Origin of the sequence: Legionella quinlivanii (assembly GCF_003265995.1) — a bacterium.
Lineage (GTDB): Bacteria > Pseudomonadota > Gammaproteobacteria > Legionellales > Legionellaceae > Legionella_C > Legionella_C quinlivanii_A.
On sequence record NZ_MVJN01000002.1, the window covers coordinates 13,291 to 39,182 of the forward strand.

Genomic DNA, 25,892 nt, shown 5'->3' on the forward strand with positions numbered 1-25,892 from the left:
ATTCTAGCTGAATACATTGCACAGAAAAAGAGAATATTACATAATTTCAGGCACTGGGAGCCGCTGTTGCTTCGACTTCCTCGGATAAATCAGGCGGCGGTTTTGCGGCCATAATCTGGGATTTAAAATTGTTTTTAAATGAAGAAAAATTTTTAATTCCCTCAGACGAGCTTTGCTGCTCTGGGGTTGCTGCCACGGGCTGGGCTGGTTCAACCTTTTTCTCCTGGCTGCTTTCCAATGCGGCGGAAGTTTTCTCGAATGCGCTAATCGCTGTCTCTAGCGCTTTTTTTGTTGTACTGAAAAACATCGCAAGCTGGCCTTCTGCCTTCATATCTTTCAGAACATTAGATACCTGCGCCTTGGATTGCTCCACAGAATGTTTATCGGTGAGATTGGGCGATTCAATAGCCTTAATAGCTAATTCAATATTATCAATTTTTTTAGTGAGCATTGCCTCTTTTTCTGGGTTATTTTCCAGATTACGTATATTCGCTCTTTGGCCGAGTAAATCCATTCGTCGGTTAAGAAGCGTCTGATAAGCGATAGCGATATCAATTTCTGCAGACGTTTTAATTATTGGAGGAGGCCTTCCTTCGGAAGTTCGGCTGTAGCTTTTTAAATCACTTTTGTCTGGATCGGGATTTTTAGTCCAGGTATCAAAGGCACGCTTCGATATAGCGATCGCCCCTTTGTCATTTTGCTCAGCAGGGATCCAGTTGTTCTTTTGGCCATTAGGATTTGGCTTAACCAGGATCATATCGTTGATAACGACCATTCTTAGTTTATCTTTGCTGTTTGATTCAAACCATTTTTCAGCCATACGTGAACCCATATCGCCAAATTTGAAACCACTGGCTCCATAGGCCTTGGATTCTGGTATGCCCTGAGTTGAGTTCATATCAAATTTTTGCTCTGCATCAAATTGATCAGTTTTCCAGGCACGACGTGAACCCAGAAAAGAAACCACTTTCTGGAACAAGCCAGGCTCCTCGCCCTCGACTCTGCAAAATACATGCTTGGTATTGGGCAAGGCTTCAATACGAGGCATCAATTTTTTGATGGCGTTCAAAGGCTTAATCCACATTGAAAAGGTTTCAGGTATAACTACCCCTACTCCAGTATCCGTTTTAAACAAAGCTTCCTGAACTCGATCTTTTGCTTTTCCAAGAACAGCACTTTGCTCATGTAAATCTTTTATTCCCGTATAACCTTTAGCAATGGATGCCTGAATAGCCAGTTTTCTTATTTGGGATACTTCCCGGGCTACCCCGCCATCCACCGCCACTACATCATTTCCTGACATATCACCAGGCACCTTAGGCATGAACTGCGCAGTAGTTTTCACCGCCTGAACAGCCGAAACTGTTTTTCCAGAACTGGAAGGGCCTGCAACAATAACAACTGCCCGTTTGGACCATTTTTCGCCTTCATAATGAGTTGTTGAGGCGCTGAACACCCCTTCTCGATATTCCCTGCTATTCATCTCCTCCTCAAGTGCAAGCCGATAGAGTTCTGCTCCATCTTTACCTAAAAAACTCTCCATTGTAATTGTTGCCTGCTCTGGATTTGTTCCTCGGGTATCGGGATCTCCAACCTTGTATTGATTGCTTGTCTGTGAATTTATTTTCTCGACATGCTGAATAAACAGCTTTCTAAAAAACTCAGGATCACTCATCGAAACATTAGGGAGTACATTGTTTCGGTTAAGATAGTTATCTACCTTTTCTCTATGCTGCTCCTGGTAAGATCCGACACCGGCATAAAGTTCCGTTTGAGCATCCGTTGATAGCAAGCGGTTAACTAATTGGTAATTCGATTCTTTATGCGGTTGTTGATAGACACCAATTTGCGCAAAAAGCTGGTCTGACAGTGCCATACAAGTCACACTCGACAAGGTTACTACTTTATCAATATATAGCACAATATTTAAACAGGTGCTTAAGGGACATTATTCTGTCTGCTCAGATTTATCAAATTTTTCAAATAGTGATTGACTCACCCGAAGAGTCAACGTTAAATAGACGCCTGGAAGATATTTTGAATAAATTTCTTATTAATTTAAGGACAAAAGATGAGGTTTTATAAGCCAATTTCTTTAGCGATTGGGATTTTATTTTCTGTAAACAGCTATGCTGACGGCATTCTTGAAGATGAACCCTATCTCATTGGATGGTCCAAAGTGATAACATTGAGTGCGGGGCCTGCCTGGGCCTGGCCGGGGGATGACCAGACTTTAGGTCGTCTTTATGTTTATCCCGTCAATTTCGATGAAGTGCATCGTTTCAGGGGAAGCAAGGATGCCAGCACTCTTGGAACTGGTGAAGTCTTTCTGGCATTACAACATCAGACCGGACCGAATATGATTGGCCGGCTCGGTCTTGCCTTTGCAGGGTCCAGTCAGGTAGAAGTCAAGGGAACAATGGATTTGGTTGGCGTTCCGAGCGTTGCAAACTATAGCTATCACATTAATCACACACGTGTAGCAATAAAAGGTTTATTGGCTACAGAAAATCCAGGCTATTATGTGCAACCTTACCTGAGTGGCAGCTTCGGTATCGGCTTTAACCATGCCTATAGTTTCCAGACACAGCCCCCAGTTTATCTGCTGAATCCTGGCGTCGCGTTGTTACAACTTGGCTATCAAAGCAACACCACACAAGGTTTCTCATTTACGCTGGGTGCCGGGGTTCAAAAATCACTGAGCCGTCATTGGCAAGTAGGACTGGGATATGAGTTTGCTGACTGGGGTAAGAGCCGATTAAACAATGAGATGCCTGATCCCTGGGGTTACGGCTATCCCAAGCTATCCAATTTATATACTCATGAATTGCAGTTTAGTCTAAGTTTTATTTGCTAGCCTGGCAGATAATCGCCTGCTGCCGCGCTTTCCACCAAGGCGCGGCGATATATAATTTAACTTAACGCTTCACTACTGCCGCAGTCATTCTTGATACACAGGTTTTTTTCCCGCGTTCATCAAAAATATTGATCTCCCAAACCTGAGTAGTACGCCCCAGATGTATTGGTGATGCGATTGCAGTTACAACTCCCTCCTTGACAGCGCGAAGATGATTCGCGTTGATTTCCAAACCCACGCAATAATACCTCTGCGGATCAATCACTCCATTGGCCGCCATACTGGCCACAGTTTCTGCCAGCGCGACATTCGCTCCGCCATGAAGAAGGCCGAAAGGCTGCCTGGTTCGATCATCAACCGGCATGCTTGCCTTTAAAAAATCATCGCCTATTTCCACAAACTGCATACCCAAAACTTCTGACATGGTATTTTTGATATATTGATTAAGCTGTTCAATCGTAATTTCCCTGGACCAGATAGCCATCAAGATCTCCTCAAAGACTATTATTAATGAGATAGTCTTCATCAAACTGTGTCATCCCATGTCATCTCAAACGCAGTGAGAGATCTCCGGATGCTGGCACAAACCAAAATCAGAGAGATCTCTCACTGCGTTCGAGATGACGGCCTGCGTTCGAGATGACGGCGGGCCTGTGAGTAATGACACAGCTCAATGAACACTCTCATTAATGATCATAGTTGACCTCATTTACAAAGCAATCCGTCTCCGCAATAAATAAGCTAAAATGTAAATATAAGCATAGACAGGGAAATCAAACATGACATTTGTACAGCACTGTGAGAATTGTGGCATCAAAGTAGAGATTGAGGATACAGACAATCTCGATTTGTCTGTTGAGAAAAAAGAAGAAATGGAGACCGAACCGCAGAAACCCATTCTATGTACAAGCTGCATTCAACAAGCAAAGCCAATGAACATCTAATCTCAAGCACTTATCACCGCTAGAGTAAAAGATAATCAATAACAAAGGGAAAAAAGATTAAAAAAAGTCCAAGACCCAAATAAAGCATAAACTGATCCTGAATTCTTTTTTGCTCGTTTTCTCTGGGGCGCAGCATGTTAAAAGCCACGAAAAGCAGCACTATTCCAACAAGGGTACAGATTATTTGAACAAATAAAAATAGAGACATTTAATTTCCTGTCTACGCATTATTTTCCTTTTCAGGAAGAGGTAACATTGTTCTTCCCCGCATTGCGGGGATACATGTTGTTGAGAATGCGATCATCATGCTAATCAGAAAAGACAGGGCCTAGTGTTTGTCTTTCTTATCAGCCGCTCTTTCTGAGCGTTTACCGGGCTTGTTCTGGCTCATAGAACCATTGCCCTCAGGCTTGGATACCTCTTTCTTATATTGCGGCATTCCAGCGGCCTCAGCAACTTCACGAACGATCTGAGTTGGATCGATACCCTCCATTGCAGATGGATCCAGTACTTGCTTAGCCGTATTTTGCCAGGCTGTCATTGGATTAAATTGACTCATGTTTGACATGGCGGTATCAAAAGCACTTTTGCCTGCTTTTGTTTCTTCTCTCATTTGACCAAGTCCTTTCAATAATTGCAGCATGGCTCGTTCAGATATTTCATAAGATTTTTCGACATAATCAAGCCACTTGTGTCCAGAATCAATCAGGGCAAAAATTTGTCTTTCCCAAATCATTTCGGGCCGTTCAATTTTCTGTAAGTTTTCTGGCTTGAAAGCCTGGAATGACTGCAAGGTTTTGATATTCAATTGCATCATTTCTTCCATCGGCTTTTGTATCTGTCTTGCAAATTGATTTAGCTGATTTATATAATTTTCCATAATCATGACAATCCCCGTTCTGTTGCATTGCACAATAAAAGATAGTCCTTAAAACGGAAAAAATCAAGTGCCAGAGCTTGCATTTTGGAAGTGAAAAAATAATCAAAAAGCCAAACGGAAGCCCGATATAGTTTACTAATCAAGGCCCCCAGAGAAAGTTTATTTGCTTTTGACTTTTTTCATCAGGCGTCTTTTCTTTTTTATCTGGCGGTCAGTCAGTTTATTTTTCTTATCTTTAAAGGGATTGGAACTGCTCTTAAACTCAAGTTTCAGAGGAGTGCCAATCAAGCCCAAATGCTCTACAAAGGCATTGGTCAGATACCGTTTGTAGCTGCCTGGTAAAGATTCAAGCTGATTTCCATGAATGACGATGATAGGAGGATTATGCCCTCCTGCATGTGCGTACCGCAGTTTGATTCGTCTTCCCTGAACCAATGGCGGCTCATGCTGGCTAACAATATCCTGTAACAACCGGGTGAGTTTGGGTGTTGAAAACGCCTGTACTGCAGAAGCGAAGGCCTCCTTGATATCTTTGAATAATAATCCTACTCCACTGCCATGCAATGCAGAAATAAAACGGATTTTGGCAAAATTTGCAAAATGGAGACGTCGTCCGATTTCACTACGCACATGCTCCTTATGATCCTCCTCCAATCCATCCCATTTATTGACTGCGATAACCAGCGCCTTCCCGGCTTCGATAATAAAGCCCAGAATGTGCATATCCTGCTCGGTTAAACCTTCTTTTGCATCGATCAGCATTAAACAGACATGTGAGTTTTTGATAGCCTGTAGAGTTTTAATAACCGAAAATTTCTCAATTTTTTCATCAACCCGCGCTCGGCGGCGAACTCCAGCTGTATCAATCAATATATAGCGTTGCTCATCTCGCTCAAAAGGAATTGAGATGCTGTCTCGAGTCGTTCCAGGCATATCATAAACAACAACTCGTTCTTCGCCCAGTATGCGATTGATTAAGGTAGATTTCCCAACATTAGGTTTACCGGCAAATGCAATTTTAATCTCGTTTGGATTCTCATTGTCCAGATCCGATTCGACAGAGTTAAAATCAGCCGTTAAATCATGCAATAGATCGGACATGTTTCGACCATGAGTTGCCGAAATGGGATAGATATCAGAAAAACCCAGTTGCTGAAACTCTGAAATGGCAATTTCTTCGTCAAGGCCATCAATTTTATTTACAACAAGATAGACAGGCTTGCCCAGTTTGCGCAGTTGAACAGCGATTGTTTCGTCAATCCCTGTTCGTCCATCTCTGGCATCCACCAGAAAAAGAATGACATTGGCTTCTTCAAGAGCCATTGCCGATTGTTTAGACATTAAGGCATCCACAGCCAAATCTTCGACACCTACCCCGCCTGTGTCGACAATAATGAATGGTTTGTCTCCAAACTCTGCCTGACCATACTGCCGATCTCGTGTTAACCCGGGGTAATCCGCCACTAATGCGTCCTGAGTCTTCGTCAACCGATTAAACAGAGTGGACTTGCCTACATTAGGCCTGCCCACTAATACAACCACTGGAATCATGCTTACCCTACTGAAAATCGGCTTAATTTGCCGTTATTGGTCATTACATACACATCTTTACCTGAAACACTTGGTGTTGAGGTAATTGCACTTCCTACCTGAGCTCTCGAAATAAATTCCCCTGACTGAGCTGAAAGAACATGCAGCATTCCAGTTTTATCACCAATCAGTAAGCGGTCGCCCGAAATCACCGGCTCCGTTAAGCCACGTGCTTTCAATGCGACCTGTTTCCAGTTCACCTGCCCGTTTTGCTTATTAATAGCCCAAACAACATCCTCACTATCAGTCAGATAGAGCGTGTTGCCTTGTACTGTCATATTCTTATAGATGGAGGCTGGTTTTCTCCATATAAACTGGCCATCGGAGAGGGAAAATGCACCGACATAACCTTGATAGCTGCCTAAAATAACTGTTTGCCCTTCAACGATGGGATCCGCGTCGATATCTACCAGACGCTCAACATCACTGGCACCGCTGGCAAATGCGATGCTGCGTTGCCAGATGACATGCCCGGTTTGAATATCTACCGCATCCATTTTGCCATCGGAGTAGCCTACTAATGCGGTTTGATTGTTCACTACAACCGGAGATGAGCTTGCTTTTAATACCAGGCCTGGTGCGCCATGATCAGATACCCATAATTGTTCGCCGGAAGCCAGGTTAAAAGCGTACAGGTTACCATCAATGGTTTTTGCCAGCACTTTACCTTGAGCAATCACAGGCTTTGACAATACTTCACCCGATACACTGGCCTGCCAACCATCACTGCCGTCAGCCTGTTTTAGAACAATCACCTTGGAATTTTCAGTACCTACAGCAATGTAGCCAGCGCCAACACTGGGACCGCTAACTAACACATTGTCCAGTTTACGTGACCAAAGGATTTTTCCATTTTTTTTGTCGATTGCTTCAACTGAGCCACTGGCATCCGCTGTATATATCGTATTTCCAACGATAACCGGTTGTAATTTAAGATAATTCCCTGAATGCTTGGCACGGCTGACAGGAACAGACCATTTTTCAGTTAATGCCACTTTGGGCTTAATTGGCTCAAGTTCGTTTGGAACAGGGGTATTATCTTTACCTAAAAGGTAATCATCTACCGTAGAGCAGGCACTCAGAGCCGAAATTACAACTAATAATAAACTTTTTTTAAACATGTGACCTCTTATTACTATGCAGCCTGTAAATTGCTTTTTGATACGCTTGATTGAGATAACGCGGCTAACTCATTTGTTTTCATTTCCAAAAACAAGTTACCAATGCCATGTGTCCTCACTTCTGTAATCGCCTCTTTATAAGAAGTGATTGCCTGCTGGTAGTGACCTGTTGCGGCAAAAATATCTCCCTTCAGTTCATTGATTACAGGCATATAAGCGGCATCATCTACCGATGTCAGCTCTTCCAGCGCCTTGTCATAATTTTTTTCAGCAGCCAGAAGGCGCGCAATGCGAATCCGGGCAACCTGTTTCAAGGCTTTCATTTTAGAATGGGAGGCAACGTCCTCAAGCATGGTACGGGCTTTGCCGAAGTGGTTATGAGAAGTCAGCAGTTTAGCCAGAATCATGCGTGCGGCATCTGCATAGACCGTTTCGCTATAATTGGTTATCAAATCATTCGCATAGGATTTGATTGATTTATTATCCTTATTGGAATAAGCAACCATCATGTGCTCATAGGCGTTGGATGCCTGTATGTTGACCTTTTCAACATGCCAGTTCCAATACTTGTAAGCGGATACGGCCAGCAGAATAATAGAAAGCACTATGGTAATCCGAGTGCTGTACCGATTCCACCATTTCTTAATTGCTTCTAACTGTTCTTCTTCTGTCATGTACACTGACATTATCTTCTCCTGTCATCATCCAAGATGATCTGTTAAAAATTGGCCCAGGGCAGTTTGTGAAACTGTAATCTGCTCTTCCTGATTACGCAGGTTTTTAATACTGACCTCATTATTAAGTAACTCATTCTCACCAATAATGATGGCATAATCAGCACCGCTCTTATCCGCTTTTTTAAACTGGCTCTTAAAGCCGCCGCCTGCTGTATTGGTCAACACTTGCCACTCCGGGTTAGTTGCTCTTAATTGTTCTGCAACAACCAGAGCCTGTAACAATTCTTGTTCACCTGTCGCTACAATAAAAAAACTGGGGTAAGCTGGCGCTTGCATGCTTATATCAAGAGTTTCCAATAATAACAGCATTCGTTCAACACCAATAGCAAAACCCACTGCAGGTGCAGGATTTCCTCCTAATTGTTCAACTAAAGCGTCATAACGTCCACCGGCACAAACAGTAGCCTGACTGCCAAGCTTGTCGGTAACCCATTCGAAAACAGTGTGACCATAATAATCGAGGCCCCTGACAAGCTGAGGATTAATGGTGTATGGAATTTCCAGACGCTCAAGACCAGAACAAAGCGTTGAGAAATGTTGACTGCTTTTTTCTCCAAGGGAATCGCCTAATTTTGGAGCATTAGATAGCAGTTCCTGCATATCTGGATTTTTGCTGTCCAGAATCCGCAATGGATTTTTATATAATCGGCGCTTGCTGTCCTCATCAAGTCGTTCAAAATGCTGACTTAAATAATTTGTGAGAATTTCCTTGTAACGCTGTCTTTCGCTGATTTCACCCAGGCTATTAATCTGTAACTTAACATGATCCTGTATTCCCAGTTCACGCCACAGACGAAAACAAAGAGCGATGAGCTCCAGTTCAATTGCAGGTCCAGGCATACCCAGTGCTTCAACGCCGAACTGATGAAACTGTCTGTAACGTCCCTTCTGAGGTTTTTCATGGCGAAACATTGGGCCTGCATACCAGAGCTTTTGCTGCTGATTGTGCAATAATCCATGCTCAAGGCATGCTCTAAGGCATCCTGCCGTGCCCTCCGGCCGTAAACTGATACTCTCTCCGTTCAAGTCGTTAAATGTATACATCTCTTTTTCAACGATATCAGTAATCTCGCCGATAGATCGTCTAAATAATTGAGTGGACTCTACGATTGGGAAACGGATTTCATGGTAACCATAACGGGACATGCAATATTTGAATCGTTCCTCAAGTCTTTGCCAGGCAGCGCTTTGCTGGGGCAAGACATCATTCATGCCTCTGATGGCCTGGATTTTCTCAACCACCTTGGACCTCCGAAGCGCTGCTGTCTGAATCATTGCTAAACATGGATTGCATTTGTGACAGTTCGGTTAACTTGGTATCGGCTTCAGTATTGGCAGCCACAGGTTTTTCTTCGGATACTTTTTCGGCAGAAATAACCGTTTGATTTGTTTTATTTTTCTGCCACCAGAGACTTACTGAGATCACTGCTGCCAAGGCAACAATCATGGTTATCCAGCGGACCACTTTCTCTTTACGGTTTGATTCGCGTCTGCTTTGCCACAAGGCTTTTTCCAGCTTGCGTTCTGAGTTAAATAAACTGTTATAGGTTGACAGAAAAGGTTCCGGTGAAATCCCCAATAATTTTGCGTAAGCGCGCAGATAACCTTTGATAAATACCGGTTCAGGCATCTGTTCATAATTATCCGCCTCGAGTAACTCGATCACACGTACTCTGAGATGAAGTTTTCCGGCCACATATTCCTGACTAAAGCCCTTTTTTTCACGTATACGAGCTAATTGTGAACCAGGAAGTTCCTGATTGATTTGATTAACTTCATCCGTTAATGTTGTCGTATTCATTTTTTGCTCCGGTATAGTCCGCTGGTTGTTCCAACTTGCTAAGACGTTGTTTATAGCTTTCTTCCATGTCGAAGCGTCCTGCTTCATGAGCAGCGTCCATTGCTTTTGTTAAAAGGACCGTATCGCTGTTAACTAAATCCTTATATTGCTCTAAATAGGTAAGTGCTTTTTCGGTTTTATTGTGTTTAATTTCCAGATTAACTAATTCATAAAGCGACTGTTTGCGCTGAGAATCATGCTCCAGTGCCTTTATAAAATACTGTTCTGCTTTTGGAAAATCAGGGATTTGTTCTGCACAAAGCCCTGCATTTTCATAGGCTCCGGCAGTATGAACATATTGAACATCTTTCACGGCATTAAGAAAATATTGCTCAGCTTGCTGATATTGCCCTTGACGGCACAGGAATGCGCCATAGTTATTTAGCTGGGAACCATTTTGCGGTGCTGCTGCAAGCGCTTTCAGATAATAGGTTTTCGCCTGAGCCTTATCACCGGTCTTCTCGAGATAATACCCCATAGCGGCGTTGACGTCTGGTGAGTTTGGAGTTAAATCCAGAGCCATTAACAATTTTCGTTTAGCCCGGGGAATATCACCCTGCTTCAGATAAGCCATTCCCAATTGCACATTATAGGAGGATGCATCATTACGTTTTTGTGTTTCAAGTTTTTTTTCAGCCTGAATTTCTGAGCTGTGTTGACAAGATATGAGCAACGAAAAAAGAGTCAGTAATAAAAGCCGTGAACAGATTAACACAATTTTTTTCACCACTATGATAAAGAGCGCCCATTATAACCGCGAATAAAGCAATTTAAAAAGACTTAGCTTTGATTTTCGTTTTGACTGACTGCTTTCTCTTTGGATTGAAAATGCAGTTTTTGCCATCGTTGCGAACGCGTGGTGCGATCTTTCACCTCTCCGGCGAGTTGTCCACAGGCGGCATCAATATCATCGCCTCGTGTTTTTCTTGTAATGGTATTAATTCCCTTGGACACTAATATGTCTCGAAACGCATCAATTGACTCTTTGGAAGACCGTTCATACTGGGTTAAGGGGAAGGGGTTAAAAGGAATCAGATTCACCTTTGATGGAATATCCTTGAGTAGTTTAACTAGCTGTCTCGCGTGTTCAGGCAGATCATTCACCCCTTTTAACATGACGTATTCAAATGTCACTTTGCGCTTAGGTTCATCTTTAAAATAAGACTTGCAAAGCTTCATCAACTGTTCAAGGGGATATTTTTTATTGATTGGAACAAGCACATTTCTCAATTCGTCATTAGGTGCATGTAATGAGACAGCAAGGGCTACCGGACTGACTTCGCGTAGTCTTTCTAGATCAGGTAATACGCCGGATGTGCTTAAAGTTACTCGTTTCTTGGAGAGTCCATAAGCCAGGTCATCCATCATGATGTCCATTGCCGCAACTACATTATCAAAGTTTAGCAAGGGCTCGCCCATTCCCATCATAACGACATTGGTTATGTGTTTATCATGATGCCCATCTTCTTTAGACAGGGTTCTTACAGCTAACCATACCTGAGCAATAATTTCAGCAGTGCTTAAATTCCTGTTAAATCCCTGTTTTGCTGTAGAACAGAAACTGCAATTCAAGGCACATCCAACCTGTGATGAAACACAGAGAGTTCCTCGATTGGCTTCAGGTATGAAAACGGTTTCAATGCAATTACCGCAGTCCAGCTTTAAAAGCCATTTGCAGGTACCATCTTTTGATTGCTGACAGGCTACTATTTCTGGAAGTCTGATTTCAGCAATTTGAGAAAGACGTTCGCGCAATGCCTTTCCAAGATTCGTCATTTGAGAAAAATCATGATAACCCGCCTGATGAATCCATTGCATGACTTGTTGCGCGCGAAACTTTTTCTCGCCAAGTTCTAAAAAAAAGTTTTGCATTTGCTGATAATTAAAATTCAACAAGTTGATCTTACTAGTCATGACAACCTCAGGGGATAATACACGCTTCGCAGCATTTATATAGTTTATCAGAAATTAACTGGCCGTGTTCACGAGCTCTTAATCAAGAGCTCGTGCGGATTGAAACAGAATTATTTGTCGCAAATTTCATGAGGTTCAAAGAAAAAAGCAATTTCAGTAGCAGCGTTCTCAGCACTGTCAGAACCATGTACTGCATTAGCGTCAATGCTGTCAGCAAAGTCAGCACGAATAGTGCCTGGTGCAGCTTCTTTAGGGTTTGTTGCACCCATCAGATCACGATTTTTCATGACTGCGTTGTCGCCTTTTAAAACCTGAATCATAACAGGACCGGAAATCATAAAGCTCACCAAATCGTTGAAAAATGGGCGTGCTTTATGAACAGCATAAAACCCTTCAGCTTGCTCTCTGGTCAAATGTGCCATTTTTGCAGCAACTACTTTAAGGCCTGCTTCTTCAAATCGTGAGTAGATTTGACCGATAACCGATTTGGCAACCGCATCGGGCTTGATAATGGAAAGGGTTAATTCAGTTGACATCGTCACTCCATTCAGTTCTCATTAAAGCGCGCTATTATACACGAAATTCTTTCGGAATTCTTCTTATTTCTCATCCTCACCTAAACTGGCATCAAATAATAAAGATTCCTGATTTTCCTGAACCTGTGCTACGTCCGGTTTGTAGTCGGGAAGTAGTTTGATCAATTCATTAATGCGTATAATGAGATCATGAAAAACACTTCGGTAGTCTCTCATTTTAACTCCCATCCCAATGACTCGATCGAAGTATTCCTCCAAATCCTGTTCCGCAGCAATTACTACCGGCTTTAATTCGCTGATTCGACTTAAAATTTGCCGGTGGCGCTCTGCATCGAGAGTGATGCCGAGACTTGTTTCGGCTCTGGCCCAAACATCCTTGCTAATAGAGTTGTCTCCTTTGGTAAAATCGTAATGGACCAGGAGGCTGGTGAGGAATTGTGCAATTGAGTTATCAGATTCATGAATGCCTTGGGTAGCTAATTCCTGATTAATTTCTTTCGCCATTGCTTGTACTTTCTTTTGCCATTCTTCAGCGTAGTATCTAAGTTTTTTCTGGCTTTCTGATATTAACTGTTCTTGAGCCAGTTCATCGATATGAAATGTATCGTTAATCTTTAAAAGGGTTTGACGTTCCGCCTCCAGATCTTCTCTGGTGGCACCGCCTGGAGCTTCCTCAACTTTTCCTGTCTCACCGGAGAGAAGATAATCAATGAACAATTTCTGCGCATAAAGCTGATAGTCTCTCGCCTGTTGCATGATGATGCCATTGAAAACATTTTTTAAAGGCATACGCATCAGTGTATGATAGAAATTGTTTGGTGTTTTCAGTGCATAAAGTAAATCTTCATCAGCCAGCTTTATCTTATAATTTTCCAATATCCGCTTGGCAGTAATTATTCCATAGCTTGAAAACCATTTGGATAAATCATTTTCTGTTTTTTCTTCGCTCATGATGCGTCCAATTAAAATTGCAACAAGTGAATCTCAATTAGAAAACTCGGGAGGATCGCTAATTGAGGACATAATACATCTATGTTATAAGGCATATTTTGAATTATAGAATACCCTCATGCTAAGCCCTATTTCCAATGATTTGCAAATTTTAATTGATTTTTTACAAATACCTACCCCTGAAGAGTGGCTGACCGCAGCGTTAAAAAATATTCCTTTACTGCTATTGGATCATGCCCATTGCGAACGTAAAGCTGCAGCTACTGCGATCAATTTTATCAGCAAATATCCTGAACTGGCTGAGCTGGTTAAAACCATGTCTCCACTGGCTCGTGAGGAATTATTGCATTTTGAAAAAGTGCTTGATTTAATGCGGGAACGAAACTTTGCCTTTGGACCTTTACAGTCATGTAATTATGCTCAGAAAATACATGCTCATGTGACAAAGGGTGGTGGCTTTGATCGCCTGAGAGACCAGTTGATAGTAGGAGCAATCATCGAGGCACGTTCCTGTGAGCGGTTTTATGCGCTGGTTCCCTTATTGGATGACTCGGTTTTAAGCCGCTTTTATTCCTCACTGGTTAAATCTGAAGCGCGTCATTTTCAGGACTATCTGAAACTGGCTCATTTATATGGGCAGAATGTTGAAGAGCGGTTGCAATTTTTTCTTGAGATAGAGAATCAGATTATAAGAGATAAGGATGAGCTATTTCGCTTTCATAGCGGCATTCCGGTTTGAATTTGCTGTGTAAGAAATACCCTCTCCCAAGTTGAGATGGTTGATTTTAAACCCCTCTCTCTAACTCTCTCCCTGCCATTAAGTTAAGCTTAGTTGTATATATACTGTCCTCCCCGCGAAGGCGGGGATCCATCTCTGAGCTAGCTATAATGCCGATTGGGGAATGGATTCCCGCCTTCGCGGGAAGGACAAAATTCCTTAATTTAATGGCAGTGTCTCTAAACACTCTCCCCTGAGTGGGGGAGGATCTCAAGGAAGATTCCCCTCTCCCAAGTTGGGAGAGGGCCAGGGTGAGGGTTGATTCGGAGGGAAGAAAGGATTTCTATGCCTGTCACATAGACGGACTGTTTGTATTCTCGTCTGTATTCTCATTAACATTATTGAAAGCCATTTGGAAATAGTTTTCAAAGTGTGCTCTTAATCCATTCTTACTATCCGCATTCATCTTTATATAGTCATCTTGCGTCATGGGTTTGCCTGTCGCTACGTTTTTAATGGTGTTATCAGGTTCTCTTTTAAATCCATTTTTCTTTAACCAGACCATTAATCCTGTATCCACTAGCTCTTTTTGATCTTTGGTAAACTCTTCGTCTTTATAGCGCAGATGAGTAGTTAATTTGCCATCTGCATCAAAATTAACAGCATAATCAACGGCTTCTTCGGGTTGAGGTGTATAGATTCCGGCTTTCTCGGCAACTGTTTTACCTATGTCGATTGCTTTCCCCCCAAGCCATATAATGGCGTTTTCAACCGGATGACTATTGGCAAAAGTGACTCTCAGTGCAATATTTAGTTTCATAAACGCATTCACCAATTCTGATGCACCAGTCGACCATTCAGTGAACCCTTCCATACTCCGGTCCATTAAATGAGACGCCTTGTCATCGACCTCCTTCCAGTAAGGTTGAGCATTGGCCCAGTCTGTTTCCGCGGCAATACGCTGTTTTGCTTCACGGGTAGCCTGAATGTTGGCATTCTCTTTAGCAATAATTTCTTCGCGCAGGCGTTTTTCTATCTCTTCTTTGTTCGTACTCATAATCTATCCTCTAAGCAAGGTTCGGCTGTCCAAATATTACTCTATTAATAAATAATAACACATCTATCATGACATTATATGATTGATTTTTGCACTAGAATACCCTGTAACATAATGGCGAATTATATCATTTAAACTTTTTTTCGATTTCTTTACATTAGGCATTTACGTTCTCATTCCAAACTAACAAAACTCAAACCCTTCACATTATCGAAACTTAAAATCTTTGGGGTATTGTCCCAGTCGCTTAGTACAAATCTTCGCAGTATTGACTGGTCAGGCATTGGGTATTCGCTGATACCTGGTTTATGAGTATGACCATGTATCAGAATGGGTGCTTGCTTGGACTTCATTTCCTGAATACAGACTTCGGCAACCACATCCATTGATTCGTAGCTTAAAGAACGATTCAACTGGCTTTGCTGGCGAACGCGTTCAACCATTCGATTTCTGGTACTTAAAGGCAGACTTAGAAAAAGAAAACGGAAGAATTTGTTTCGAGTTAAACGTCGAAAACGTTGATGAGCCTTATCCAGCGTGCAATAGCGATCGCCGTGGGATAATAAGATGGCTTGTCCGTTCAGCTGGATGATACATGGATCAGCAAGTAACTGGAGAGAGGCTTTTTCAATAAATTGATGACCAATCAAAAAATCCCTGTTGCCATGCATGAAATAGGTATGAATGCCAAAACCGCTTAACTCTCTTAGCGACTCGGCAATCCTCTCGCTCCAGGGACTGATGCCATCATCACCAGCCCAGGCATGAAAAAAATCACCAAGAATATATAACTGACGACAGGGATTATTCTTTATCCAGTTAAGAAATGCTTCAAAACGTCTGGCAATCTCATTATCACCAGGATGCAGATGTAAATCCGAAATAAAAACAGCTTCTAGCATATGGGTTCAATGTGAATGTGCTCATCCTGAAGATAAATCTGACAAGGTGTTGTACTAGGCTCAATCGCATCACTCAGACGATAAAAGCCCGCGATAGACACCAGATCGGCCTCAAGAGCCTGGCAGAAAATACGGGCCGTTTTATCGCCTGAAATACCTGCAAGAGCTCGTCCCCTGAGTGTGCCATACACGTGGATATTTCCATCAGCAAGCAACTCAGCGCCATGACTGACCGATGCGGTAATAATCAAATCACCGCCCTTGCTAACTACTTGCTGGCCAGAGCGAACAGGAGTCGTTAATAATTTGCTTTTAGAATTCTCATGGTGAGGTACTTCTTCAGGCTGCTCATCGAGGAGCGGTTTATCATGATTCATAGAGGCATGCAAAACAGCCATACCTTTACATTGGGCCACTGTGGACACCAGGGGATCAGCGCCCTGGACTCCTACCGGAAAAAGATTATGTTCTCTCAATTCCTGGTAAAAAACTTCCAGATCTATTGACTGGTTATTCAGCTGGCTAAAATCCAATACAACAGGCGTATTGTCGAACAGTCTGGGCGCTTTGGCTATCATCTCATTTAATTGGTGAACAAAAAGAGTTTTGTCCGTGGATAATAATTGTATCACCGTAAAAGTGTATAACCGTCCTTTTAGTTTAAAAGCCTGAGATTTCAATAAATTATCTACCATTGTTCTGATATCCACCGTCGCATTTTTTGTTTATACTAACACGAGAGGACAGATAACAGAAGGACACTATTGTGGAGAAAGTGTGGCTTAAAAATTATCAGAAAGGTGTGCCCGCTGAAATTGATATTAATGAATATCGTTCTTTGGCACAGTTATTCGACGAAGCCTGCAACAAGCATGCTGATAAAATTGCCTATGAAAATCTGGGGCATGGTATAACCTATGAAGAATTAAACAGGAAATGCAACGAGTTTACGGTTTATCTACAACAACTGGGTTTAAAAAAAGGCGCACGCGTCGCTATTATGATGCCTAACGTGCTTCAGTATCCGGTTGCATTATTTGGCGCCTTACGCGGCGGTTATATGGTAGTTAACACCAATCCGCTTTATACAGCCGATGAACTGATTCATCAGATGAATGATTCTGGAGCTGAAGTCATTGTTGTTTTGGCTAATTTTGCGAAAACGGTGGAAAAAGCCTTGCCGCATACAATGCTTAAACATATTGTCGTCACGCAAATTGGTGATTTGCTCCCATTTATTAAACGGATTATTGTGAATGCCGTTGTTAAATACATTAAAAAAATGGTTCCAGCCTACCACCTCCCTCAGGCCATCAGTTTTAACGAAGCCCTGAGTCAAGGCAGCGGCAAACCAGTGCAGCCTGTTGATCTTAATCACGATGATATTGCATTTCTGCAATACACTGGTGGAACAACAGGGGTGGCCAAAGGCGCCATGCTGACTCATGGAAATATGGTTGCCAATGTGCTGCAGGCCTATACCTGGATTAGCCCAATGGATGTGGGTGAGCAGGACATTATTGTTACAGCCCTGCCGCTCTACCACATTTTTTCACTGACAGCCAATTGCCTGACCTTTTTAAAGGCTGGTGCGAAAAATGTTCTGATTACTAATCCGCGCGATATTCCCCACTTTATCAAGGAAATCAAAAACATACAGTTTACAGCGATTACAGGTGTTAACACTCTGTTTAATGCGATGATGCACAACCCCGCTTTTCATGAAATTGATTTCAGCAAGTCAAAACTGGCGCTCTCCGGCGGAATGTCTTTACAAAAAGCCGTTGCTTTGAAATGGGTCGAACTGACCAAAAGCCGTATTCTCGAAGCCTACGGATTAACCGAAACATGTCCCGCGGTAACCATTAATCCAATGTATATGGAAGATTACAATGGCAGCATTGGTTTACCCATTTCCTCGACTGAAGTATCGATACGCAATGACGACGGTGTGGAGCTTGGATTCAATCAAACAGGCGAGCTCTGCGTCAGAGGCCCTCAGGTTATGGCTGGATATTGGCAGCGTCCGGATGAAACTGCTCTGGTTATGACTGAAGACGGGTTTTTACGTACCGGAGACATGGCGCAAATCGATGAAAATGGTTTCGTTTATCTTATTGACCGTAAAAAGGATATGATTGTAGTTTCCGGTTTCAATGTCTATCCCAATGAAGTAGAGCAGGTTATCGGGATGATGCCAGGCGTACATGAAGTAGGTGTTATCGGCGTTCAGCATGAAGAAAGCGGTGAGCGGGTGAAAGCCATTATCGTCAAGCGCGATCCTGCCCTGACAGCAGAACAGGTCATTGAGCACTGCAGAGAACATCTTACAGGTTACAAGATCCCTAAGATTGTGGAATTCGTTGACGAGCTGCCGAAAACTAATGTCGGAAAAATACTGAGACGGGCTTTGAAAGAGTCGTCTTAATGAAAATCCCCTCTCCCAAGTTGGGAGAGGGCTAGGGTGAGGGTTGATTTAAACCCCTCTCTCTAACTCTCTCCCCTGAGGGGAGAGAGGATCTTTAGTTGCACCACAGGCTCTGTGAACCAGGTCACAAAGCCGTATGAAACTAGAACTGGATCTTATGATCCTCATTATTTAATGATGAAAATAATTCATGGGCTAACTCATTAAACAACTTTCTATGTTGTTCTGTTACTGGTCGCCCCATTAATTCAAACAACCACACCAGATAATTAGCAGCCAGGTTGATATCGTTGTTATTAGCCTGGGTATCTTTATCCTTCACCGCGCTATATAGAAGCTGCTGTTGATAGGACTCAGAGAGTATTTCAACGTTTAATACCTGCTTCAAATAACGATCCACCCAGTCTTTATTTTCTTTCCCCAATTCAGGGATAGCACGACGCGCCTGACGTAAATTTGTAGTGACATCCTGTTGCCACGAGAAAACCGTCTGACAGGCTTTGTTGAATTCTTCCTGAGATAATCTTTCTACATGAAAGGCTAACCAACAGCAGTATAATAATAAGTTGACGTTGGCACCCTCATTATCCTGCAGGGAGTGCGTAATTTCCTGAACGCGGGAATTGCCGTAAGTCGAAATTGAAAAATCCCAAAAGGGATTTTGCAAATAAGTCAGTGCCTCGGAGTTACTGTTTGTCATTAAAATCTCCCTGATATCCTTATAATGAGGAAAGGTTTTGTTTTTGTATCCTTAACTCTTCCAACAACTGTTGAGCATCGCTTAAATTGACCCGCTTATTTAATGCCAGATAAGCCTGTAATCGCTCTTTCAGGGCGTCCATTTCCTCGTTGCTGGCTCCTGCGGCCATCAGTAGATTATTGATATGCAGACGCATATGCCCTTTAACAATCCCATCTGTACATAATGCGGTGAGCGCACCCAGGTTTTGTACCAGGCCAACTGCGGCAATCACTCGAGATAACTCATTGGCAGATTGTACCTTCATCATACCAAGACATAACCTGGCAGTGGGATGCAGGGTGGTCACGCCGCCAACTATCCCCACAATGATCGGTGCAGTAATCTCTCCTGTTAGTACCCCATCCTTATATCGCCAAATGGTAATAGCCTGATAACGTCCATTTCTTGAGGCATAGGCATGAACCGCAGACTCCACAGCTCGCCAGTCATTGCCAGTGGCAATCAGCACTGGATCAATCCCATTCATCACCCCTTTATTATGGGTGGCTGCTCGATATTGATCCTTCTCTGCAAAAAATGAGGCCTCTTGTATGCGATTTCCCAGATGCGAGTCAACACCCTCGATTGACACTTTTGCAGTGGTCAGCTTCTGATCATTTAAATTTGACAAGATGCACATGGTTACTTTTTCATTTGTCAGCTGCTCTATGGGTTCTTTTAAAAACTCCAATACCTGATTGATTAAATTAGCACCCATCGCATCACAGCTATTTAGAGTAAGATGAATAACTGCCATATCGCGCTGCTCATCCAAAGGAACTCGTCGCAAAGTTAAATCGGTCACACCTCCGCCCCGCCTGACCATATTTGCAGCAACTTCTGAGTTGGCAAGATCGATCAATCGCTGCTGATTTTCAGAAAAGAGCTCAGCTAATCGCTCAAAGTTACTCACATTAGCCAATTGAATCTGCCCAATAATCCCCTCTCCATTAATTCTGGTTTCAATCTGCCCCTGCCGTCTTATCCAGCGAGCTGTTTTTGATAGAGCCGCGATAATGGATGTCTCCTCCACTGCCAGAGGGATAGTATAGTCCTTTTGATCAATGCGAAAATTGGTAGCCACACCTAAAGGGAGCTGAAAATAACCAATAGAGTTTTCAATTAGTTTTTCCGATAAATCAAGATGCTGTACCCCTCCCCTGGAAAGGTAGCTGATATCCTCCTGGCTGAGAACTCCAAAGGCCATCAATCGCTCGAATCGCTCCTGTGAATTTAATTTGGAGAACCCATGAAATAATTCTGCTGTATCATCATCTAGGCACATAGTTTCCCCTTTAAGTCACTGAGTACACGACTCCCAGTACAAAACATGGCTACTTTTAATTCGTATTCAATGGTGGACATGCGCAACATGACTTGCTCAACCGACTCCAAAGCCACTTCAAGCATTGGCTTGGCATAACCCACGGTGCTGGCACCCAATGCGAAAAGTTTTGCGGCATTTAAACCATTCAGAACACCACCGGATCCCCAAACTTCAAAAACAGGTTGTAATTCAACAGCGGTTTTCACCGACTCCACCGTATCCACACCCCAATCCTTAAATGTAATACCGGCCTGATAACGTACAGGATCATGAATAGCCCGATGTCCTTCAATACGTCCCCAATGGGTTCCACCCAATCCACTTACATCAAGGGCAGCAATACCAATATCTTTCAGTCTTTTAATTGTGGAAGCTGAGAAACCACAGCCAGTTTCCTTAACAATGATCGGTAAGCCAAGTTTTTTAACAATATTTTCCAATGCGGCCCAACAGCCTTTATAGGTAGTATCTCCTTCCGGCTGTATACACTCTTGCAGGGGATTACAGTGGACTATTAACGCATCGGCCTGAAGTGACTCTGTAATACGTTGGATGTTAGTAACTGAAGAAATGATTAATTGGGCAATGCCAATATTGCTAAATAGGCTGACATGAGGATAATCCTGGCGTAAAGAGCGCCACTCAAAAGCCGCTTGTGGATCGGTTAATTCGCGCCGTTGAGATCCGACACCCATAGCCCACCCGCTTTGCGCACAGGCTTCAATCAGGTTTCGATTAATTGAGGCAGCATGGAGGTGACCCGCTGTCATCGAACTGATTAAAAAAGGAGATTTGACCTTGACCCCAAAGCGGTTGCTTTCGATTGAAATTTCATCAAAATCCAAATCGGGTAAAGCCTCGTGTTCAAAATGTAAATTATCAAAGCTGCTTAGATTATTGGTTTGATTCTCAGGCATCAATGCCAGTTTAATATGATCCTGTTTCCGTTTTTCAAACTGCTCAAACTCATTAGCCATAAAGGTACTCACTACTGATTGTCACTTATTGAAGGCTGTTTGATAAGTGGAGCTCATTAAAAAGAGCTATGCGACTTTCGCAATGGACTTTGTGAACTCCACAAACAGTTTTCAACGTCTTTTAATCGTGAAAATTAACCCAGATTGGTTAAGAGTTCATGCATTGCCACGGCACAATCCGCTACCTCTCTGCCTTTATGGCCATACTTGCCTCCCAGACGATCCCAGGCCTGCTCGTTATTTTCAGTAGTCAGCACCCCAAAAAGTACTGGAATGCTATGATCAAGGCATACTCTCATACAGCCATCACTCACCACATCGCAGACCAAATCATAGTGACTGGTATCACCACGAATCACCGAACCTAAAGTTATAATCGCTTTTGCCATTTTCTTGCTGGCAATACGTTGGGCCACTAGCGGGATTTCAATAGCGCCAGGAACATCGAAGAGCAGTATGTCTTTATCTTCAATTCCTCTTTTGCGCAGTTGATCCACTGCACCTTCTTTTAATGCCGCTGTAATATCAGAATTAAATTGACTTGTAATTATTGCAACAGGAAACGATTTCACAGGCTTGAGATCTTCAGCCGGCTTTGAATATTGCATTATATTCTCCCTACTTTTAATCGGTCATGACTTATTTAACTTGCAGCGAGCTGCCGTCGCACATTGGTTATGTCAATCGCATAATCTACACAATTCACGCCTTTATGCCCGTAGCGTCCACCAAGAGCTTCCATCGCTTGCGAGGCATGCTCGGTCGTCAGGATGCCAAATATAACAGGAATATTAAAATCTCTTGATATATCCTGGCAATCTTTACAAACCTGTGGGCCAACCCAGGTATAGTGGTAGGTTTCACCATGAATAATTGAACCAAGCACAATGAGTGCCTCAAAGCGATTCTGAGCTGCTAACATACGCGCAAAATAGGGAATATCAAGCGCTCCGGGCGTCTCTACAACCGTTATGTGCTCTTCTTTGAATCCTCTTGCCCGCAAGTGCTCAAGAGCCCCTTCTAAAAGGGGCTTTGACACTGACGGATTAAACAGGCTGAAAACGATTCCAACCGGAAAAGATTCAACGATACCTTCTTCTTCAGTGTTTTTATAATGTATCATGACACATCCTCACCTAAATTAAGAAAATGCCCTAATCTGTCTTTTTTGGTTTTCAGATAGAAATGATTTTCCATAGTGGGCGGCATTTGTGCTGAAATACGCTCGACCACCTTGATACCATACTTTTCCAGGTCTTCGATTTTTGAAGGATTATTAGTTAAAAGTCTGATAGAGTCCACTTTTAAATGGCGAAGTATCTGATAAGCCATCGCATAATCGCGTTTATCAACCGGCAATCCCAGTTTCAGATTAGCATCCACTGTATCCAGACCTTTTTCCTGCAGCTCATAGGCTTTCAGTTTATTAGCAAGACCAATACCTCGTCCTTCCTGACGCAGGTATATTAAAACTCCCCCTTCCTGAGCGATACGGTCAATTGAGTTTTGCAACTGCATGCCACAGTCACATCGGAATGAACCGAAAACATCCCCAGTAATACATTCCGAATGGATACGGACTAAAGGAGGAACATCTTTATTAACGGAATCTTTAATCAGCACAAAATGTTCTGAATTATCAAGTTGATTCGAAAACACAGTCATACGAAAATCTTTGTAATTTTTCATTGGTAAATTAACGGTGGCCTGTGGTTGAATCAGTGTTTCATTGCGGATACGATATTCTAAAAGCGCTTTAATGGTTACCATGAGCAATCCATGTTTCTTGGCAAAAAATGTTAAGGTATCACGTCGACTCATTGTTCCATCAGTATTCATAATTTCGCAGATCACTGAAGCCGGTGTTAAACCTCCCAATCTAGCCAGGTCAACACTTCCCTCGGTTTGACCGCCACGCTCCAGCACACCTCGATCCCTGGCTCGTAATGGGAATATGTGTCCTGGGGAAATAAGATCACCACATTTGCTGTTTGGATCCGCTGCTACCTGAATTGTTCGAGCCCGATCATAAGCAGAAATACCAGTTGAAACTCCTGTTGAAGCCTCAATTGAAACTGTAAAAGCTGTGCCAAAAGGCGAACCATTTTTAGCAACCATCATTGGTAAGTTAAATTTATCAATGATTGCTCCTTCCATGGCAAGGCAAATGAGTCCCCGGCCGTGTGTAGCCATAAAATTAATTGCTTCCGGTGTCGCAAATTGCGCAGCGATACATAAATCGCCTTCATTTTCCCGGTCTTCATCATCCATCAAAATGATCATTTTACCGGCTTTATACGCTGCAACAGCTTCTTCTATTGATGCAAAGGCACTATTTGACATATTTTTCACCCCTAAATATCTGTAAAAAATTAACCAGCTAGAGACAAATTGTATGCAACAATTTGTGCGATATAATCAAATTCCACATTGATTTTTTTCCCTTCTCCTATAAACTTCAGCGTGGTATTTTCGAGAGTATATGGCACAATCATTAATGAAATTTCTCGCCCTCTAACATCATTAATTGTCAAACTCACTCCATCCAAGGTAATAGACCCTTTTGGTATAAGGTATTTCCTTTGATCTTCTGAAAAACCACCGACCACAAGTTCTGTGAAATCTTTAATTTTCCTCCTCTCTTTTACAAATGCTGTTGTATTGACATGGCCACATACATAGTGCCCCCCCAGACGCGTGGATGCCATCATGGCACGCTCAAGATTAACTGGCTCTCCCTCCTGCAGACTCCCCAGAGTCGTTACATCGAGTGTTTCTGGTGAAACATCGAATTGTAGTTTTGTTGGCGATTCAGGCAACCAGGTTAAACATGTTCCATTGACGGCAATACTTTCACCTTCCTGTAAATCGGGTATAAATGCTTCAACCACCAGCCTTTTTCCAGACGATACAGTTGTATTGGTCAAAACTTTCCCCACTTTCTCTACTAAACCAGTAAACACTAGCGTTTCCTCCAATCACAGCAAAGTATGGATTCCTCATTCATAATTTGCCAGGTTAAGACAGCTTTTTTTTGATGATTCAGACTATTTTTCAATAATTCTTCGTCACTTATCTTCTTCTGATTTTCATCTAAATAAATGTAAGTTCTATCGACGAGATCTGCTTGATGTATAGCTGCCAGAAGCTCAGCACTTCCTTCCACCCATACATCATGAAATCCAAGCTCACCAAGATGAGTAATTATCTCGTCCAAACTTGACTCATAATCTTTCGACTTTTTAGTGTAATAGGTTGCTGATTTGTTTTGGGATACTGGCTCTTTTCCTTCATCAAAATAAATTAATACTTTTTTTGACGAATTAAAGATTTCAGAGGAATTATCTAATTGAAGATTATCATCAATTATGGCGATATTTTTCTGATATTTATTGCCATTTATATTGATATTACTCATTTGAATGTTTGGGTAACGACCTTCAGCAACTGTTAGAATAATATCTGCATTTTTTCTTTGCATTTGAAAAAATTCATCCTGTGATGGATTAATGAATCTGGAATTCGATTCGCCTGAAAAATTTTGTTTTAACGCAGTGCTGACGAAAGGCTTTTTAGTAAGCCGCCAGTGTCGATAGCTGATATAAAAATCATCGATTTCTTTCAGAGGAAGATAACGGCTTTCAATGCCATGTTCTTTCAGAATTGAAGGGGTATTATTAGAAATGACTACAGGATTGGGATCACGATATCCGTACACCACTCTATCAACTCCCTGCGCAATAATCGCATTCACACAAGGTGGTGTGCGTCCCCAATGATTACAAGGCTCCAGGGTGACATAAAGAGTGACTCCTTCCAAATGCTTTGGAAACTGCTCAAAAACCAGTACCTCCGCATGTGGAGTACCGGCTCCTTTATGAAATGCCCGAGCTATAATGTTCCCTTCACGGACAGCAACAGCTCCAACACTAGGGTTGGGAGCACAAGTTCCTCGTCCCAGAAAGGCCTGTTCTAAGGCGGCTAAAAGATAATTTTCATCCATGCTGGCAACTAACTATTTATTCTTTTATCTAACTATAGTTTTATATTTTGATTTTTGTGGAAAAAAAGATAATTTTTTTAGTTTACTAGACAAAAAGATGCTGCATAGGATTAATTATGTGCAATCTTGAGATGGTGTAATCTGAAGCCATAAAAAGTAAAGGTTTCCAAAACAGCGGTTTGGAATCCTGGGTATTTCACTGCCAGATTAATTTTTTGCACCTCCTGGTGGCCTTGAATGAAGCTTGACCAATTCAAGAAGGGTAAGCTATACCTTATAGAGTTACCCAAAGAACTAGAGTTACCCAAAGAACGAATCCATTCTTAGATTGAAAACCAAAAAAATTAATTTAAACACAGCAGGTTATA

Annotated in this window: 28 protein-coding genes; 4 read left to right on the forward strand and 24 right to left on the reverse strand. The window is 42.4% G+C overall.

What is annotated here, in order from left to right:
- Nucleotides 1-46: 46 nt before the first annotated feature.
- Nucleotides 47-1,876 carry a hypothetical protein gene (locus B1207_RS02105; RefSeq protein ID WP_112218355.1) on the reverse strand — a complete coding sequence of 610 codons (1,830 nt, stop codon included), beginning with the start codon at nucleotides 1,874-1,876 and terminating at the stop codon, nucleotides 47-49.
- Nucleotides 1,877-2,071: 195 nt separating this feature from the next.
- Between B1207_RS02105 and B1207_RS02110 the strand changes: the two genes are divergently transcribed.
- Nucleotides 2,072-2,857 carry an outer membrane beta-barrel protein gene (locus B1207_RS02110; RefSeq protein WP_112218356.1) on the forward strand — a complete coding sequence of 262 codons (786 nt, stop codon included), beginning with the start codon at nucleotides 2,072-2,074 and terminating at the stop codon, nucleotides 2,855-2,857.
- Nucleotides 2,858-2,918: 61 nt separating this feature from the next.
- On the opposite strand, the gene B1207_RS02115 is transcribed toward B1207_RS02110, so the two are convergent.
- Complete coding sequence (locus tag B1207_RS02115) at nucleotides 2,919-3,341, reverse strand: hotdog fold thioesterase (protein ID WP_112218357.1); 423 nt, start codon at nucleotides 3,339-3,341, stop codon at nucleotides 2,919-2,921.
- 295 nt (nucleotides 3,342-3,636) lie between these two features.
- Here B1207_RS02115 and B1207_RS15900 point away from each other — a divergent pair, with 295 nt between their 5' ends.
- Nucleotides 3,637-3,801, forward strand: coding sequence for a hypothetical protein (locus B1207_RS15900; RefSeq protein WP_172458076.1), 165 nt, complete (start codon nucleotides 3,637-3,639; stop codon nucleotides 3,799-3,801).
- A 19-nt stretch (nucleotides 3,802-3,820) separates the two neighbouring features.
- Here B1207_RS15900 and B1207_RS02120 read toward each other — a convergent pair whose 3' ends face one another.
- The 11 genes from B1207_RS02120 to B1207_RS02170 all read right to left on the reverse strand — a co-directional run bounded on the left by B1207_RS02120 (nucleotide 3,821) and on the right by B1207_RS02170 (nucleotide 13,370).
- Nucleotides 3,821-4,009, reverse strand: coding sequence for a hypothetical protein (locus B1207_RS02120; protein ID WP_133140397.1), 189 nt, complete (start codon nucleotides 4,007-4,009; stop codon nucleotides 3,821-3,823).
- Between the two features lie 120 nt (nucleotides 4,010-4,129).
- Nucleotides 4,130-4,681, reverse strand: coding sequence for a hypothetical protein (locus B1207_RS02125; RefSeq protein ID WP_146739997.1), 552 nt, complete (start codon nucleotides 4,679-4,681; stop codon nucleotides 4,130-4,132).
- A gap of 159 nt (nucleotides 4,682-4,840) precedes the next feature.
- A complete protein-coding gene (der, locus tag B1207_RS02130) occupies nucleotides 4,841-6,232 on the reverse strand; it encodes a ribosome biogenesis GTPase Der (RefSeq protein ID WP_112218359.1) in 1,392 nt (463 codons plus the stop codon).
- A 2-nt stretch (nucleotides 6,233-6,234) separates the two neighbouring features.
- Nucleotides 6,235-7,392, reverse strand: a complete 1,158-nt coding sequence (bamB, locus tag B1207_RS02135; RefSeq protein WP_112218360.1) for an outer membrane protein assembly factor BamB — start codon at nucleotides 7,390-7,392, stop codon at nucleotides 6,235-6,237.
- Between the two features lie 14 nt (nucleotides 7,393-7,406).
- On the reverse strand, nucleotides 7,407-8,078 hold the full coding sequence (locus B1207_RS02140) for a YfgM family protein (protein ID WP_112218361.1): 672 nt from the start codon (nucleotides 8,076-8,078) through the stop codon (nucleotides 7,407-7,409).
- A 15-nt stretch (nucleotides 8,079-8,093) separates the two neighbouring features.
- Complete coding sequence (hisS, locus tag B1207_RS02145; protein ID WP_112218362.1) at nucleotides 8,094-9,371, reverse strand: histidine--tRNA ligase; 1,278 nt, start codon at nucleotides 9,369-9,371, stop codon at nucleotides 8,094-8,096.
- On the reverse strand, nucleotides 9,364-9,930 hold the full coding sequence (locus B1207_RS02150; RefSeq protein WP_112218363.1) for a helix-turn-helix domain-containing protein: 567 nt from the start codon (nucleotides 9,928-9,930) through the stop codon (nucleotides 9,364-9,366). Before B1207_RS02150 ends, hisS begins: the two co-directional genes overlap by 8 nt.
- A complete protein-coding gene (pilW, locus tag B1207_RS02155) occupies nucleotides 9,905-10,696 on the reverse strand; it encodes a type IV pilus biogenesis/stability protein PilW (RefSeq protein ID WP_253255766.1) in 792 nt (263 codons plus the stop codon). Before pilW ends, B1207_RS02150 begins: the two co-directional genes overlap by 26 nt.
- A 53-nt stretch (nucleotides 10,697-10,749) precedes the next feature.
- Nucleotides 10,750-11,883 carry a 23S rRNA (adenine(2503)-C(2))-methyltransferase RlmN gene (gene rlmN / locus B1207_RS02160; protein WP_112218364.1) on the reverse strand — a complete coding sequence of 378 codons (1,134 nt, stop codon included), beginning with the start codon at nucleotides 11,881-11,883 and terminating at the stop codon, nucleotides 10,750-10,752.
- A 110-nt stretch (nucleotides 11,884-11,993) separates the two neighbouring features.
- Entirely contained in the window at nucleotides 11,994-12,419 is a 426-nt protein-coding gene (gene ndk / locus B1207_RS02165) for a nucleoside-diphosphate kinase (RefSeq protein WP_112218365.1), read from the reverse strand.
- A gap of 63 nt (nucleotides 12,420-12,482) precedes the next feature.
- Nucleotides 12,483-13,370 carry a hypothetical protein gene (locus B1207_RS02170; RefSeq protein WP_112218366.1) on the reverse strand — a complete coding sequence of 296 codons (888 nt, stop codon included), beginning with the start codon at nucleotides 13,368-13,370 and terminating at the stop codon, nucleotides 12,483-12,485.
- A 118-nt stretch (nucleotides 13,371-13,488) separates the two neighbouring features.
- On the opposite strand from B1207_RS02170, the gene B1207_RS02175 reads away from it, so the two are divergent.
- A complete protein-coding gene (locus tag B1207_RS02175; protein WP_112218367.1) occupies nucleotides 13,489-14,109 on the forward strand; it encodes a tRNA-(ms[2]io[6]A)-hydroxylase in 621 nt (206 codons plus the stop codon).
- Nucleotides 14,110-14,440: 331 nt separating this feature from the next.
- On the opposite strand, the gene B1207_RS02180 is transcribed toward B1207_RS02175, so the two are convergent.
- From B1207_RS02180 to minC, 3 genes are all read right to left on the reverse strand, one after another.
- Nucleotides 14,441-15,145, reverse strand: coding sequence for a hypothetical protein (locus B1207_RS02180; protein ID WP_112218368.1), 705 nt, complete (start codon nucleotides 15,143-15,145; stop codon nucleotides 14,441-14,443).
- A gap of 173 nt (nucleotides 15,146-15,318) precedes the next feature.
- Entirely contained in the window at nucleotides 15,319-16,047 is a 729-nt protein-coding gene (locus B1207_RS02185) for a UDP-2,3-diacylglucosamine diphosphatase (RefSeq protein WP_112218369.1), read from the reverse strand.
- Nucleotides 16,041-16,742: a septum site-determining protein MinC gene (gene minC / locus B1207_RS02190; RefSeq protein WP_112218370.1), complete on the reverse strand. Its 702-nt coding sequence runs from the start codon at nucleotides 16,740-16,742 to the stop codon at nucleotides 16,041-16,043. The genes B1207_RS02185 and minC overlap by 7 nt, the downstream gene beginning before the upstream one ends.
- A 71-nt stretch (nucleotides 16,743-16,813) precedes the next feature.
- Between minC and B1207_RS02195 the strand changes: the two genes are divergently transcribed.
- A complete protein-coding gene (locus B1207_RS02195) occupies nucleotides 16,814-18,475 on the forward strand; it encodes an AMP-binding protein (protein ID WP_112218371.1) in 1,662 nt (553 codons plus the stop codon).
- 142 nt (nucleotides 18,476-18,617) lie between these two features.
- Here B1207_RS02195 and B1207_RS02200 read toward each other — a convergent pair whose 3' ends face one another.
- The 8 genes from B1207_RS02200 to ribD all read right to left on the reverse strand — a co-directional run bounded on the left by B1207_RS02200 (nucleotide 18,618) and on the right by ribD (nucleotide 25,524).
- The gene (locus B1207_RS02200; RefSeq protein WP_112218372.1) at nucleotides 18,618-19,175 is read right to left on the reverse strand and encodes a TIGR02444 family protein; all 558 of its coding nucleotides are present in this window, start codon (nucleotides 19,173-19,175) and stop codon (nucleotides 18,618-18,620) included.
- A gap of 19 nt (nucleotides 19,176-19,194) precedes the next feature.
- The gene (locus B1207_RS02205) at nucleotides 19,195-20,502 is read right to left on the reverse strand and encodes a hydroxymethylglutaryl-CoA reductase, degradative (RefSeq protein WP_112218373.1); all 1,308 of its coding nucleotides are present in this window, start codon (nucleotides 20,500-20,502) and stop codon (nucleotides 19,195-19,197) included.
- Nucleotides 20,493-21,521, reverse strand: a complete 1,029-nt coding sequence (fni, locus tag B1207_RS02210; RefSeq protein ID WP_112218374.1) for a type 2 isopentenyl-diphosphate Delta-isomerase — start codon at nucleotides 21,519-21,521, stop codon at nucleotides 20,493-20,495. Before fni ends, B1207_RS02205 begins: the two co-directional genes overlap by 10 nt.
- Nucleotides 21,522-21,655: 134 nt before the next feature.
- Entirely contained in the window at nucleotides 21,656-22,129 is a 474-nt protein-coding gene (gene ribH, locus B1207_RS02215) for a 6,7-dimethyl-8-ribityllumazine synthase (RefSeq protein WP_058508313.1), read from the reverse strand.
- 35 nt (nucleotides 22,130-22,164) lie between these two features.
- Nucleotides 22,165-22,644 (reverse strand): 6,7-dimethyl-8-ribityllumazine synthase, encoded by a 480-nt coding sequence (ribH, locus tag B1207_RS02220; protein ID WP_058508314.1) that lies wholly within the window; start codon nucleotides 22,642-22,644, stop codon nucleotides 22,165-22,167.
- Nucleotides 22,641-23,864, reverse strand: coding sequence for a 3,4-dihydroxy-2-butanone-4-phosphate synthase (gene ribB / locus B1207_RS02225; RefSeq protein WP_112218375.1), 1,224 nt, complete (start codon nucleotides 23,862-23,864; stop codon nucleotides 22,641-22,643). Before ribB ends, ribH (B1207_RS02220) begins: the two co-directional genes overlap by 4 nt.
- Nucleotides 23,865-23,893: 29 nt before the next feature.
- Nucleotides 23,894-24,484: a riboflavin synthase gene (locus B1207_RS02230; RefSeq protein ID WP_112218376.1), complete on the reverse strand. Its 591-nt coding sequence runs from the start codon at nucleotides 24,482-24,484 to the stop codon at nucleotides 23,894-23,896.
- Nucleotides 24,484-25,524, reverse strand: coding sequence for a bifunctional diaminohydroxyphosphoribosylaminopyrimidine deaminase/5-amino-6-(5-phosphoribosylamino)uracil reductase RibD (ribD, locus tag B1207_RS02235; protein ID WP_112218377.1), 1,041 nt, complete (start codon nucleotides 25,522-25,524; stop codon nucleotides 24,484-24,486). The genes B1207_RS02230 and ribD overlap by 1 nt, the downstream gene beginning before the upstream one ends.
- Between the last annotated feature and the right edge of the window lie 368 nt (nucleotides 25,525-25,892).